Origin of the sequence: Streptomyces sp. NPDC028722, from assembly GCF_040637655.1 — a bacterium.
Taxonomy (GTDB): domain Bacteria; phylum Actinomycetota; class Actinomycetes; order Streptomycetales; family Streptomycetaceae; genus Streptomyces.
In genome coordinates, this window is record NZ_JBEZWU010000003.1 from 192674 (window position 1) to 206364 (window position 13691).

A 13691-nucleotide genomic window follows, 5' to 3' on the forward strand; every position below is an offset into this window, starting at 1 on the left:
AGGAAGACAGTGCCGACCTACCAGTACCAGTGCACCGAGTGCGGCGAGGGCCTCGAGGCGGTGCAGAAGTTCACCGATGACGCTCTGACCGTGTGCCCCAACTGCCAGGGCCGCCTGAAGAAGGTGTTCTCCGCGGTCGGCATCGTCTTCAAGGGCTCCGGCTTCTACCGCAACGACTCGCGGGGCTCCACGTCGAGCAGCGCGCCGGCGTCGAAGCCGTCGTCGGGCTCGTCGTCCGACTCGAAGGCGACCTCGTCGACGACGTCGTCCTCTGCCGGCTCGTCCGCGTCGGGCTCCGGCTCGTCCAGCAGCTCCGCCGCCTGAGACCTCTCACCCGGACCCTGCCGTCGTACGACGGCGGGGTCTTCGGCGCTCTCCGGCACCGGCTCCCCCAGGCGTCAGCCGCCAGCTAGTGTGCTGGTCATGGCGAACGCAGAGATCGGTGTAATCGGCGGCTCGGGCTTCTACTCGTTCCTCGAGGACGTGACCGAGGTCCAGGTCGACACCCCCTACGGGGCGCCCAGCGACTCCCTCTTCCTCGGCGAGATCGCCGGCCGGCGGGTCGCCTTCCTGCCCCGGCACGGCCGGGGCCACCATCTGCCGCCGCACCGCATCAACTACCGCGCCAACCTGTGGGCCCTGCGCTCGGTGGGTGTCCGGCAGGTTCTCGCCCCCTGCGCGGTGGGCGGTCTGCGCCCCGAGTACGGCCCCGGCACCCTGCTCGTCCCGGACCAGTTCGTGGACCGTACGAAGTCCAGGGCGCAGACGTACTTCGACGGGCTGCCGCTGCCCGACGGCACCGTGCCGAACGTGGTGCACGTGTCCATGGCCGACCCGTACTGCCCCACCGGGCGCGCGACCGCGCTGAAGGCGGCGCGCGGACAGGACTGGGAGCCGGTGGACGGCGGCACGCTGGTGGTGGTCGAGGGACCGCGCTTCTCCACGCGTGCGGAATCGTTGTGGCACCAGGCACAGGGCTGGTCGGTGGTGGGCATGACGGGCCACCCCGAGGCGGCGCTCGCCCGGGAACTGGAGCTGTGCTACACGTCGCTGACCCTGGTCACCGACCTCGACGCGGGCGCCGAGACCGGCGAGGGCGTCTCCCACGAGGAGGTGCTGCGGGTGTTCGCGGCCAACGTGGACCGGCTGCGCGGCGTCCTGTTCGACGCGGTGGCGGCACTGCCGGACACCGGGGCGCGGGACTGCCTGTGCGTGACCGGGCTCGGCGGGATGGACCCGGGGTTCGAACTGCCGTGACGCGTGGGGGGCGGCTGGGGCGGCGTGCGGAGGCCGGGGGGGGCGGCGGCGGGCGGAACTGCCCGTTCGAGTGAGCGAGTTGTCCACAGTCGGCCGGTGATCCACCGACTCCGGCGGGATCCGGCGCCAGGCCTCATCGTGGCAGGGCAAGCCGAATTCCTCGTCGCAGGCGGTGATCCCCATGCCCTCGCCCTCGCCCACCCCGTACGCGTCCACCCCGCCCCCTCTTCCGGGCTCCCGCTCCTCTCCTGCCCGCCCACCCGCTCGCGCCGCGCTGCCGGCCCCGCTCCGGCCCCCGCTCCCGCTCGGCACGGATGCCCCGGCGACCCGTGAGGTGCCGGCATTCGATCCGGTGCGCGTGCGCGGCGGGCGGTACCAGCTGCAACGGCTGGTGCGGCACCGCAGGAGGGCCGTCGCGGCCGGCCTCGCGGTGACCGCGGCGGCACTCGTGGCCGCCGGCCCCCGGACCGCACCGGAACCGCACGGCACCGACCGCGCCCGCGGACACCGGCCGGCGGAACCCGTACGACGGCACGCGGCGGTGGACATGGTGGCGGCACCCGTGCGGATCGCCGACGCCGCCACGGTGCGGCTCCTGCGGCCCGGTGACCGGGTCGACGTCATCGCCGCCGAGGACCCGTCGGCCGGGGGCGGCGCCCGGGTGCTCGCGCGCGGTGTGCGGGTGACCGAGGTGCCGGAGTCGCTGGACGGCACGGCCGGGAGCGGGGCCCTGGTCGTGCTGGCGGCGCCGCGGGCCACGGCGGCCCGGCTGGCCGGCGCCAGCGCCACGGCCCGCCTGGCGGTGACACTGTGCTGACCCGGCTCGCCCGCGTGCTCGGCGGCCTCCTGTCGCGGGTATCGATCAAGCTACGGGACTGGACACCAGGGCCGCACCGTGCCGTAGGTTGCGGAGGGTTTTGTTCCACATCCTGTGCATGCGAGGAGAGTCCCCCAGGTGAGCGCGAAGAGGGAACCGAGCGTCTGGCACGGCTTCAAGGCCTTCCTGATGCGCGGCAACGTCGTCGATCTGGCGGTGGCGGTCGTGATCGGCGCGGCCTTCACGAACATCGTCAACGCGGTGGTGAAGGGAATCATCAACCCGCTGGTCGGAGCGATCGGCACCCAGAATCTCGACAACTACAGCTCCTGCCTGAAAGCCCCGTGCGAGGTGAGCGCGAACGGCACGGTCAGGAGCGGCGTGCCGATCCTGTGGGGGTCGGTCCTCGGGGCCACGCTCACCTTCGTGACCACCGCCGCGGTGGTGTACTTCCTGATGGTGCTGCCCATGTCGAAGTACCTCGCGCGGCAGGCGGCGCGCAGGGCGGCACGGGAGGGCACGAAGGAGGTCGTGCAGGTGTCCGAGCTGGAGGTGCTCAAGGAGATCCGCGACGCGCTGGTGGCGCAGCGCGGCGCCGGGAACCACGAGCGCTAGCGGTTCCCGCGCGGCCGGCTCAGAGGTGGTGGGGCGGTTTCTCGTCGAGGAAGCGCTTCAGGTCGGCGGCGCTGTCACCGTCCGGTCGCTCGCCCCACCCGCGGTCGGTGTCGTCCGAGGACTGCTGCTCCAGCGGGTCGTCGAAGACCAGCGCGGGCTTCGGGTCACGCGGCGCGGGTTCGGGGGCGGTGCTCATGCCACCAGGGTACGGCTCCGGCCGGAGCGGCCGGGCGCGGTGTTCCCGCCGTCACTCCTCGACGGAGACGGGCTGGGCCAGACTGGCGTCCATGACAGCTGACGCACTGACCGACGTCGCCGGACTGCGGGTGGGGCACGCGACCCGCAGCGGTGGCGGCTGGCTCACCGGCACCACGGTCGTCCTCGCCCCCGAAGGCGGTGCCGTCGCCGCCGTGGACGTGCGCGGCGGCGGCCCCGGCACCAAGGAGACCGACGCGCTCGACCCGCGCAACCTGGTGCGGAAGGTCGACGCCGTCGTGCTGACCGGAGGCAGCGCGTACGGCCTCGACGCGGCCTCCGGGGTGATGGCCTGGCTGGAGGAACAGCGGCGTGGGGTGCCGGTGGGGACGGATCCGGCACACGTCGTGCCGGTGGTGCCCGCCGCGTGCGTCTTCGACCTGGGGCGCGGCGGTGACTTCCGGGCACGTCCGGACGCGGCGACGGGACGCGCGGCGGTGGAGGCCGCGGCGGCCTGTCCGCCCGGCGCCCGGGTGCCGCAGGGGTGCGTGGGCGCCGGCACGGGCGCCGTCGCGGGGCGGCTCAAGGGCGGGGTGGGCACCGCGAGCACCGTGCTCGGCTCGGGCGTCACCGTGGCGGCGCTGGTGGTCGTGAACGCGGCCGGGTCGGTCGCGGACCCCGACACGGGCGTGCTGTACGGGGAGTTGTTCCAGGGACGGGTGGCGTATCCGGAGCGGCGTGTGCACGAGGCCGCGCGCCGGCGTCTCGACGAGATCGCCGGCCGGGACGCGCCGGCGCCGCTCAACACGACGCTGGCGGTGGTCGCGACGGACGCCGGCCTCTCCAAGGCGCAGGCGCAGAAGCTGGCCGGCACGGCGCACGACGGGATCGCGCGCGCGGTGCGGCCCGTGCACCTCCTGCACGACGGGGACACGGTGTTCGCGCTGGCGACCGGCACCCGAGCGCTCGACGCGCATCCCCTGGCGCTCAACGACATCCTGGCCGCCGGCGCGGATCTGGTGACGCGCGCGATCGTACGGGCGGTGCGCGCCGCCGAGTCGGTCGACGGGCCGGGAGGGGGGTGGCCGGCGTACGGGGAGCTGTACGGGCAGGCGTAGGGCACGGGTGGTCGCCGCGCGGGCGGTCGCCGCGTGCCGGTTCGCAGGAGGGCCGGCCGGGGCGGGGGGTGCGGCTGACGGCGGTGTTTTGTCGCGGTTCTGTCACGTGATGGCGTTCATGAGGACCGGAGGGAACCTCGACCGGCGTCGGTCCCCTCTTTCTCCACGCACTGGAACGGACCACGCACATCACACGAACTGGAGCAGCCCGTGACAACGCCGGACATTGCAGCGCGGCGCGCACTCGGGGCCTGTGCCGCCCTGATGGTCGGCGCCCTCACCCTGACCGCCTGCGGTGGCGCCGACGGCGGCGACGACGACGGCAAGGGCACCCAGGGCTCCCCGAAGACGTCGACGGCGGAGATAGCGATATCGGCCAAGGACGGCTCGACCGGCGCGTCCATCAACGCCACCGGGGTGAAGGTCAGCGACGGCAGGCTGACCGACGTGAAGATGACCGTGGCCGGGTCGGGGCAGACCGTGCCGGGGGCGATATCGGCGGACGGCGGCAGCTGGAAGCCGAAGGAGCACCTGGAGCGCGGGACGAAGTACCGGATAGCCGCGACCGCGAAGGACTCCCGGGGCCGTACGGCGGCGGCGAACTCCATCTTCACCACCGTCACCACGTCGAACAGCTTCATCGGCACCTACACGCCGGACAACGGCACGACCGTCGGCGTGGGCATGCCGGTGTCGTTCACCTTCGACAAGGCGATCACCGACAAGAAGGCCGTGCAGTCGCACATCGCGGTGAACTCCAGCAGCGGTCAGCAGGTGGTCGGGCACTGGTTCGGGGACCGGCGCCTGGACTTCAGGCCGCAGGAGTACTGGAAGGCCGGGTCCAAGGTCACGATGAAGGTCGACCTGGACGGGGTCGAGGGCGCGAAGGGCGTCTACGGGGTGCAGAAGAAGAACGTCTCCTTCACCGTCGGGCGCTCGCAGGTCTCCACGGTCGACGCCGGCACGCAGACCATGACGGTGGTGCGGGACGGCAAGACCTTCAGGTCGGTGCCGATATCGGCGGGCAGCGCGCAGCACACGACGTACAACGGGCAGATGGTGATCTCCGAGAAGTTCGTGCAGACCCGCATGAACGGCTCGACGGTCGGGTTCGGCGGGGAGTACGACATCGCGGACGTCCCGCACGCGATGCGGCTGACGTCGTCGGGGACGTTCATCCACGGCAACTACTGGTACAACAAGGGCAACCCGCCCTTCGGCCGGGAGGGCACCAGCCACGGCTGTGTCGGGCTCGCGGACGTGCAGGGAGCACAGGGCGACACCTCCGCCAAGTGGTTCTACGACAACACGCTCGTCGGGGATGTCGTGATCGTCAAGAACTCCCCCGACGCGACGGTCGCCCCCGACAACGGCCTCAACGGCTGGAACATGTCATGGAGCGCCTGGACCGCCGGGAGTGCCCTCTGACCGGCGGCTTTTGACGGTACGACGGGCCGCGCGGGAACATTTCGCGCGGCCCGCGCGTTTTCCCGGCGCACGTTTTCCGGGTTCCCGGGCATGATGTCCGACCGAGGGGCTACGGTATGCACCCACAAGGTGACATGCAGCAACGCCGGGAGATGCCTTGAGCGTTCCGTACGAGACCGCAGCGTACGAACCAGCCGAGTCGCCCGAGTCTCCTGAGGAGCATCTCGCGCGACTCCTCGGCCGTGCCCTGAACTCCTTCGAACTGCCCGACGAGGTGATACGGCGACTGGACTGCGCGCTGGCGCACGACAGTTCGCTGCACTCCGCGTACCACAGCGCGGGGCTGCACCGGGAGACGTACCGCCACACCTGGCTGCTCGCCGACGGCACGGCGGTGACGTTGTGGGAGCTGGCGCACAACCCCATGCCCGGCAGCGCGCCGGAGCACGAGGTGTACGCCGACGAGGAGGAGCTACAGGCCGCCACGGCACGGCTGGGGATGCCGCCGGACACCCGGGAGTTCGAGCTGCCCGCGCTGATGCGGCTGTGGGCGGTTCCCGAGCCCCGGCACGTGTTCGCCTCCGGTGACTCGGCGGACCACGCCCGCCGGCTGCTGCGCCGCGCGGAGAACGCCGACCGGCCCGGCGCGGACACGGCGGCGCTGCTGGCGACGGCGACCGCTCACGGGATCACCCAGGCCTTCGGACGGCCCGGCCGGGCCGGACGGGCGGGGCTGAGCTACACGCTGTACGAGCACGCCTTCCTGCTGCCGGACGGCACCGAGCTCTCGCTGTGGGAGGTCGAGCACACGGCGACCCCCGACGGGCGGCACATGTGCGAGGTGTACATGTCGGAGGACGCGGCCCGTGAGGCCATGGAGAGGCGCGCGGCGCGACAGGGGTAGCGGCGGCGGGGGCGGAAACCGCCCCCCGGTCAGCCGCCGGCGAGTTGCCGCACCAGGCCGGCGAACGCGTCCTGTTCCGCGGGTGTCAGCTCGACGGACTCCAGCGGGGGGCCGACCCGGGTCTGACGCGGCAGGGCCGGGAGCCGCGCGGGGCCGCGCCGGGCGGTGGAGCGCCGGGCGGTGGCCCGGGGGCCGGTGCGGCGCAGCAGGCGGAGCAGACGCACCAGGACGACGGCCCAGGCGACGGCCGCCACAGCGAGGACGGCCACGCCGATCAGCTGGAGGGTCGGGGCGTGGTCAGGCATGCATCCCAGTACACACCACGGTCCGGGACTTCGGGCCCGGACCGTGACGTATCTCGCAGGTGCCGTGAACAACTCACAGCGAACTAAAGGGACAAGGCGCCGCGCGCGGTGGTGCGGCGGTCAGGCGGCTATCGGCTGCCTGCTCCCCTCCGGTGCGGTGGCCGGGTCGGCGGCGGGGTCGGTGGCCGGGGGCTCGGGGGCCTGCTTGCGCATGCCCTTGAGGACGACGACCAGGGCGGTGGAGGCGCAGACGCCGGCCGCGACGGCCACCAGGTACAGGAACGGGTTGCCGATCAGCGGGACCACGAAGATCCCGCCGTGCGGGGCGCGCAGAGTCGCACCGAAGGCCATCGACAGGGCACCGGTGAGCGCGCCGCCCACCATGGCGGACGGGATGACCCGCAGCGGGTCGGCCGCCGCGAAGGGGATCGCGCCCTCGGTGATGAACGACGCGCCCAGGACCCAGGCGGCCTTGCCGTTCTCGCGCTCGGTCCGGGTGAACAGCTTGCCGCGCACGGTGGTGGCCAGGGCCATCGCCAGCGGCGGGACCATGCCGGCCGCCATCACCGCGGCCATGATCTGCATGGCGGAGGCGCTGGGGTCGGCGACGGCGATACCGGCGGTGGCGAAGGTGTAGGCGACCTTGTTGACCGGCCCGCCCAGGTCGAAGCACATCATCAGGCCGAGCAGCGCGCCGAGCAGGACGGCGTTGGTGCCGGTGAGGCCGCCCAGCCAGCCGGTGAGAGCCTTCTGGGCCGTCGCGATGGGCTTGCCGATCACGACGAACATCAGGAAGCCGACGATCGCCGTGGAGATCAGCGGGATCACCACCACCGGCATGATGCCGCGCAGCGCCGCCGGTACGTCGTACCTCTGGATCGCCAGCACCACGCCACCGGCGAGGAGACCGGCCGCCAGACCGCCCAGGAAACCGGCGTTGATGGTCGAGGCGATCATGCCGCCGACGAAGCCGGGGACCAGGCCGGGGCGGTCCGCCATGCCGTAGGCGATGTAGCCGGCCAGGACCGGGACCAGGAAGCCGAAGGCCACGCCGCCGATCTGGAACAGCAGCGCACCCCAGCTGTCCGCCTGGCTCCACACGAAGTGGTTCATGACCGAGGGCGCGTTCTTGATGCCGTAGCCGCCGATGGCGAAGCCCAGAGCGATGAGGAGACCGCCCGCGGCGACGAACGGGACCATGTAGCTGACGCCGGACATCAGCCACGTGCGGAGCTTGCTGCCGTACCCCTCGGTGGAGTCGCCCGCGCGCTCGACCGGCGTACCGGCCGACGCGTGCGCCGGGGCGCTCGCCTCGCCGCGCACCGCCTTCTCGCGGGCCTCCGCGATGAGTTCGGCGGGACGGTTGATGCCCGCCTTCACGCCCACGTCGACGGTCGGCTTGCCCGCGAAGCGGTCCTTGTCGCGTACGGGGACGTCGTGCGCGAAGATCACGCCGTCGGCCGCCGCGATCACCGCCGGATCCAGCCGGGTGAAGCCGGCCGAGCCCTGCGTCTCGACGACCAGCTCCACACCCGCCGCACGGCCCGCGTTCTCCAGGGACTCGGCCGCCATGTAGGTGTGGGCGATACCGGTGGGGCAGGAGGTGACGGCGACGATACGGAAGGGACGCTCGTCGGCGCCGCTGTCGGGGGGTGTGGGCGGGGTGGGTACCGTGCTGGTGGCCGCTGCGGCGCCGGCGGAGGCCGCCGCCGGCGCCGCAGCGGTGTCTGTGGAGGCGCCCGCGGTGCGCTGGGCGGCGCCCTGGGCACCGCCGTCACCGGTGCTCGGGCCGGTGCCCTCGGCGTCCTGTGCGGCGCCCGTCTCCTCCGACGGCACCTCGTCCCCGCGGATCAGCGCCGCGGCCGTCTCCGGGGCGCCCGCCGTCCGCAGCGCGGTGGTGAACTCGGCGTTCATCAGCTGCCGGGCGAGGGAGGACAGGATCGTCAGGTGGGCGTCGTCGGCCCCGGCGGGTGCCGCGATCAGGAAGATCAGGTCGGCCGGGCCGTCCGCGGCACCGAAGTCGACACCGGCGGCGCTGCGGCCGAAGGCGAGGGACGGCTCGGTGACGTGGGTGCTGCGGCAGTGCGGGATGCCGATGCCGCCGTCGAGGCCGGTCGGCATCTGGGCCTCGCGGGCGGCGACGTCGGCGAGGAAGCCCTCCAGGTCGGTCACCCGGCCCTGGGCCGCCATGCGCTCGGCGAGGGCACGGGCCGCCGCTTCCTTGGTGTCGGCGGACAGGTCGAGGTCGACCAGGTCCGCGGTGATCATGTCGCTCATCGCGGGCTCCTCTGCACGCGTACCGCCCGGGGGGACGGGTGGGCGGTGGTGGGGACGGGGGTGATGTGGGGGGAGCGGGGCGGGGTGGGTGCGGGGAGAAGGGTCATGGCGCCGGCTCCGTCAGTTCGCGGTCGAGGGGGATGTCGGCCGTGACCGTCACCGCTGTGGGGTCCAGGTCGGCGGGGCCCGGCATCACGCTGCCGGGGAGCTGGACGGCGGCGGCGCCGTGGGCGACGGCGGAGGCGAGGGCGCCGGGTCCGGTGCCGCCGGCGATGAGGAAGCCGGCGAGGGAGGCGTCACCGGCGCCGACGTTGCTGCGGACGGCGGACACGCGCGCGCTGCCGAACCACGAGCCGGCGTCGGACACCAGCAGCTGGCCGTCGGCGCCCAGGCTCGCGAGCACGGCGCCCGCGCCCATCGCGCGCACCTCCTCGGCCGCCTTGAGGGCGTCGCCCACGGTCGCCAGGGGGCGGGCGACCGCTTCCGCGAGCTCCTCGGCGTTGGGCTTGACCACGTCGGGCCGCGCGCGCAGCGCCTCCAGGAGCGCGGGCCCGGAGGTGTCCAGGGCGATGCGCGCGCCGCCGGCGTGCGCCCGCGTGACGACGTCGGCGTACCAGGAGGGGGTGAGCCCCCGGGGCAGGCTGCCGCAGCACGCGATCCAGTCGGCGTCGCGCGACTGGACGCGGACCGTCTCCAGGAGCAGTTCCTGTTCCGCCGCCGACAGGTCCGGGCCCGGCGCGTTGATCTTCGTGAGTACGCCGTTGTCCTCGGCGAGCGCGATGTTGGAGCGGGTGGCGCCGGCGACGGGGACCGGTGCGACCTCGATGCCCTGCGCGTCGAGCAGCTCGGCGACGAGCGCGCCCGGCGCGCCCCCCAGGGGCAGGACCGCGACGGTGCGCCGGCCGGCGGCGGTGACGGCGCGCGAGACGTTCACGCCCTTGCCGCCGGGGTCCATGCGTTCACCGGTGGCGCGGATGACCTCACCGCGCTCCAGGGCGGGCACCTCGTACGTGCGGTCGAGGGACGGGTTGGGGGTGACGGTGAGGATCATGCGCGCACTACCTCCGTGCCGCCGCGCTCGATGACGGCGGTGTCTTCCGGGCTCAGCCCGCTGTCGGTGATCAGCAGGTCCACATCGCTCAGGCCCCCGAAGCGGGCGAAGTGCTCCTGGCCGTGCTTGGCGGAGTCGGCCAGCAGCACCACGCGCCGGGCGGCGGCGATCGCCGCGCGCTTGACCGCGGCCTCGGCGAGGTCGGGGGTGGTCAGGCCGTGCTCGGCGGAGAAGCCGTTGGCGGCGAGGAACAGGACGTCGGCGCGGATCTCGCCGTACGCGCGGAGCGCCCAGGCGTCCACGGCGGCGCGTGTGCGGTGCCGTACGCGCCCCCCGATGAGGTGGAGCTGGAGGCCGGGGTGGTCCGCGAGGCGGGCCGCGATGGGCAGGGAGTGGGTGACGACGGTGAGGTCGGCCTCCAGCGGGAGGGCCGCGGCCAGGCGGGCGACCGTCGTCCCCGCGTCCAGGATCATCGTGCCCTCGGCCGGCAGTTCGGCGAGGGCGGCCTTGGCGATGCGGTCCTTCTCGTCGGCGGCGGTGGTCTCGCGCTCGGCGAGGTCCGGTTCGAAGTCGAGCCGGCCGGCCGGGATGGCGCCGCCGTGCACCCGGCGGACGAGGCCGGCGCGGTCGAGGGCCTTCAGGTCGCGGCGGATCGTTTCCGCGGTGACCTGGAACTCCTCGGCCAGCGACAGCACGTCGACCCGGCCGCCGTCACGGGCGAGCCGGAGGATCTCCTGCTGCCGCTCCGGTGCGTACATGTCCGTCTGCCTCCGCCTCGATGTCCGGCCACTTCCGATGCCATGCCCGAATGTGTGGTTCTCAGCCGAGACTACGCCGGGATTTCGAGGAAGTAAACAGATACGGGCGCAAGGTGGGCACGAGTGGACATGAATGGGCATGAGCGGGGGCGGCGGCGAGAGACGTCCACGGGCAGCGCAAGGCCCGGCGCCTTTCCGGCGCCGGGCCTGTCGTCGTACGGGCGTGTGCCGCGTGTGTCTCACCCCTCCCCCATGGGGGCGCCGCGGCCTACGGGGTCACGGCACCAGCTCGGGCTCCGCCCCGGCCACCGGCGCGTCCTGCCCCGCGCCGTCCTCGGCGGCCGCCGGCTCCGCGCCCTCCAGGTGCTGCGCCGGGCGCTTGGGGAGGGCGGACATCAGCAGGAAGATCACGGCCATGATCCCGGCGACCCACCACAGGGCGTGCTGGAAGGCGTGCACGAAGGCCGGGCCGACGCGGTCCGGGGTCAGCCGGTCGCCGATCTCCCCGAAGAACACGACCGACACCAGACCCAGTCCGAGCGCGTTGCCCATCTGCTGCACGGTGTTGATCAGCCCGGAGGCGGAACCGGCGTGCTCACGCGGCACCTCCGAGAGCACCGCGTCGGTCAGCGGGGCGACGATCAGCCCCATGCCCGCGCCCATCACGACCAGCGGCAGGGCCATCTGCCAGGAGGCGATGGCGAGGCCGTAGTGGTGGGCCTCCCACAGGTACAGCAGCACGCCCGCGCCCATCAGCAGCGCGCCCGCCTGGAGCACCTTGCGGCCGAACCTCGGGACGAGCTGCTGCACCGACAGTCCGGCCGCCATCGACACGGCGATCGAGAACGGCACCCCGGTCAGGCCGGCCCGCAGCGGGCTCCAGCCCAGGCCGATCTGCATGTAGAGCGTCCAGACCAGGAAGAAGATGCCGAGCGCGACGCCGAAGACGGTCTGTACGGCGATGCCGGCGGCGAAGCTCTTCACGCGGAACAGCGACAGCTCGATCAGCGGGGAACCGTCCCGGGCTCCCTTGCGCCGCTCGTAGGCCACCAGCCCGGCGAAGACGACGAGGGCGCCGGCCATGCACACGTACCCCCACAGCGGCCAGCCCAGCTCGCGCCCGCGGGTGAGCGGGTACAGCAGCATCAGCAGGCCCAGCGTGACCAGGGCGACGCCGACCAGGTCCAGTTTCAGGGCCTTCGGCGCCCGCGACTCCGTGATGAAACGGCGGCCGAGGAGGAAGGAGACGACGCCGACCGGCAGGTTGATGAGGAAGATGGGCCGCCACTCCAGGCCGAACAGGTTCCACTCCGTCAGCAGCGCGCCCAGCAGCGGGCCGGAGACCGCGCCGAGACCGACGATCGCGCCGAACAGGCCGAAGACCTTGCCGCGTTCGTGGGCCGGGAAGGTGGCGTGCACGATCGACAGCACCTGCGGCACCATCAGCGCCGCCATGCCGCCCTGGAGGATGCGGGAGGCGACCAGCATCTCCGGGTTCACGGCGAAGCCGCACAGGGCGGAGGCGAGGGTGAAGCCGCCGACGCCGACCAGGAACAGCCGCTTGCGTCCGTGGATGTCACCGAGCCGGCCGCCGGTGATGAGGCCGGCGGCGAACGCGAGGGCGTAGCCGGCGGTTATCCACTGGATCTGGCTGACCGAGGCGTGGGCGCTGCGCTGGATGGACGGGATGGCGATGTTGACGATCGTCACGTCGACCAGGTCCATGAAGGCCGCGGTCATGACGATGGCCAGAGCCAGCCAGCGGGTCCTGTCACCGGACGCCGGAGGCGTGGGTGGGAGCGGGCCGGTGCCGGTGCCGGTGCCGCGGATCTTCTCGGCGTTGCGGTCGATCGAGGTCATGCGAGCAAGTTAGACCTCCACTAGGTCAGATCATGTCCTATATCCACGGCATCCTGGTCCTCATGACGACCGACACCCCGGCACGGCTGCTCCAGCTCCTCTCCCTCCTCCAGACCCCCCGCGAGTGGCCCGGCGGGGAGCTGGCCGAGCGGCTGCGCGTGTCCCGGCGTACCGTGCGGCGGGATGTCGACCGGCTGCGCGAGCTGGGATATCCGGTGCAGGCCACGAAGGGCGCGGACGGCGGGTACCGGCTGGTGGCGGGCAAGGCCATGCCGCCGCTGGTGCTGGACGACGAGGAGGCGGTCGCGATCGCCGTGGGACTGCGGGCCGGCGCCGGCCACGCCGTGGCAGGGGTGGACGAGGCGTCCGTACGGGCCCTGGCCAAGCTCGAACAGGTGCTGCCGGCCCGGCTGCGCCACCGGGTGTCCACACTGGGGGCCGCGACGACGCTGTTGACCAGCGGAGACGGGCCGAGCATCGCGCCGGAGACACTCACCGTGATGGCGTCGACCGTGGCGGGGCGGGAACGGCTGAGGTTCGCCTACCGCGACAAGGACGGCAGCGCGTCCCACCGGCTGACCGAGCCGCACCGGCTGGTGTCCACCGGGCGGCGCTGGTACCTCGTCGCCTACGACCTCGACCGGGCGGACTGGCGCACGTTCCGGGTGGACCGGGTCAGCCGGCCGTTCTCGACCGGGGTCCGGTTCGCGCCGAGGGAACTGCCGACGGGGAGCGCCGCCGAGTATCTGCGGCAGTCCATCCACCGGCACCAGGAGACGTACACGTTCGACGTGCGGTTCGCCGCGCCGGCGGAGCAGGTCTCCGCGCGGATACCGGCGTGGGCCGGGACGATCGAGGACGACGGCACGGGCGGCTGCGTCCTGCGCGGCACCACCGGCGGTCCCGTCGAGTGGCTGGCGGTGCGGCTGGCCATGGTCGGGTGCGAGTTCACCGTGCGGGGCCCGGCAGACCTCGTGGACGGCGTACGTGAACTGGGCGAACGCCTCACCAGAGCCACGGACCCGGCCCCGCACGGCCACGCCTGAATCCGGCACCGGCCCGCCCCGCGCCGCCCCCTGCCGCTTCCCGCCGGCCCGAACCGGCCG

14 protein-coding genes are annotated in these 13691 nt (G+C 73.2%); 8 read left to right on the top strand and 6 right to left on the bottom strand.

From position 1 onward, the window contains the following. Window positions 1-9 precede the first annotated feature (9 nt). From AB0F03_RS06110 to AB0F03_RS06125, 4 genes are all read left to right on the top strand, one after another. Entirely contained in the window at window positions 10-324 is a 315-nt protein-coding gene (locus AB0F03_RS06110; protein WP_361987009.1) for an FmdB family zinc ribbon protein, read from the top strand. A gap of 99 nt (window positions 325-423) precedes the next feature. After that, complete coding sequence (locus AB0F03_RS06115; RefSeq protein ID WP_361987011.1) at window positions 424-1257, top strand: S-methyl-5'-thioadenosine phosphorylase; 834 nt, start codon at window positions 424-426, stop codon at window positions 1255-1257. A gap of 181 nt (window positions 1258-1438) precedes the next feature. Beyond that, entirely contained in the window at window positions 1439-2074 is a 636-nt protein-coding gene (locus AB0F03_RS06120; RefSeq protein WP_361987012.1) for a hypothetical protein, read from the top strand. 138 nt (window positions 2075-2212) lie between these two features. Beyond that, a complete protein-coding gene (locus AB0F03_RS06125; protein WP_361987013.1) occupies window positions 2213-2689 on the top strand; it encodes an MscL family protein in 477 nt (158 codons plus the stop codon). A gap of 19 nt (window positions 2690-2708) precedes the next feature. On the opposite strand, the gene AB0F03_RS06130 is transcribed toward AB0F03_RS06125, so the two are convergent. Next, window positions 2709-2885, bottom strand: a complete 177-nt coding sequence (locus tag AB0F03_RS06130) for a hypothetical protein (protein WP_361987015.1) — start codon at window positions 2883-2885, stop codon at window positions 2709-2711. A 91-nt stretch (window positions 2886-2976) separates the two neighbouring features. On the opposite strand from AB0F03_RS06130, the gene AB0F03_RS06135 reads away from it, so the two are divergent. The 3 genes from AB0F03_RS06135 to AB0F03_RS06145 all read left to right on the top strand — a co-directional run bounded on the left by AB0F03_RS06135 (window position 2977) and on the right by AB0F03_RS06145 (window position 6334). Further along, complete coding sequence (locus tag AB0F03_RS06135) at window positions 2977-4002, top strand: P1 family peptidase (protein ID WP_361987017.1); 1026 nt, start codon at window positions 2977-2979, stop codon at window positions 4000-4002. 210 nt (window positions 4003-4212) lie between these two features. Next, window positions 4213-5430, top strand: a complete 1218-nt coding sequence (locus tag AB0F03_RS06140; protein WP_361987018.1) for an Ig-like domain-containing protein — start codon at window positions 4213-4215, stop codon at window positions 5428-5430. A 157-nt stretch (window positions 5431-5587) separates the two neighbouring features. After that, a complete protein-coding gene (locus tag AB0F03_RS06145; protein ID WP_361987020.1) occupies window positions 5588-6334 on the top strand; it encodes a DUF6227 family protein in 747 nt (248 codons plus the stop codon). A 29-nt stretch (window positions 6335-6363) separates the two neighbouring features. Here the strand turns inward: AB0F03_RS06145 and AB0F03_RS06150 are convergent, their stop codons facing one another. From AB0F03_RS06150 to AB0F03_RS06170, 5 genes are all read right to left on the bottom strand, one after another. Next, on the bottom strand, window positions 6364-6639 hold the full coding sequence (locus tag AB0F03_RS06150; protein ID WP_361987022.1) for a hypothetical protein: 276 nt from the start codon (window positions 6637-6639) through the stop codon (window positions 6364-6366). A gap of 120 nt (window positions 6640-6759) precedes the next feature. Further along, window positions 6760-8916 carry a fructose-specific PTS transporter subunit EIIC gene (locus AB0F03_RS06155; RefSeq protein ID WP_361987024.1) on the bottom strand — a complete coding sequence of 719 codons (2157 nt, stop codon included), beginning with the start codon at window positions 8914-8916 and terminating at the stop codon, window positions 6760-6762. Between the two features lie 103 nt (window positions 8917-9019). Next, window positions 9020-9967, bottom strand: coding sequence for a 1-phosphofructokinase (pfkB, locus tag AB0F03_RS06160; protein WP_361987025.1), 948 nt, complete (start codon window positions 9965-9967; stop codon window positions 9020-9022). Next, a complete protein-coding gene (locus tag AB0F03_RS06165; protein ID WP_361987027.1) occupies window positions 9964-10725 on the bottom strand; it encodes a DeoR/GlpR family DNA-binding transcription regulator in 762 nt (253 codons plus the stop codon). The genes pfkB and AB0F03_RS06165 overlap by 4 nt, the downstream gene beginning before the upstream one ends. A 276-nt stretch (window positions 10726-11001) precedes the next feature. Continuing rightward, complete coding sequence (locus tag AB0F03_RS06170; RefSeq protein WP_361987490.1) at window positions 11002-12465, bottom strand: MFS transporter; 1464 nt, start codon at window positions 12463-12465, stop codon at window positions 11002-11004. 182 nt (window positions 12466-12647) lie between these two features. Between AB0F03_RS06170 and AB0F03_RS06175 the strand changes: the two genes are divergently transcribed. Beyond that, window positions 12648-13631, top strand: coding sequence for a WYL domain-containing protein (locus tag AB0F03_RS06175; RefSeq protein ID WP_361987492.1), 984 nt, complete (start codon window positions 12648-12650; stop codon window positions 13629-13631). Window positions 13632-13691 lie beyond the last annotated feature (60 nt).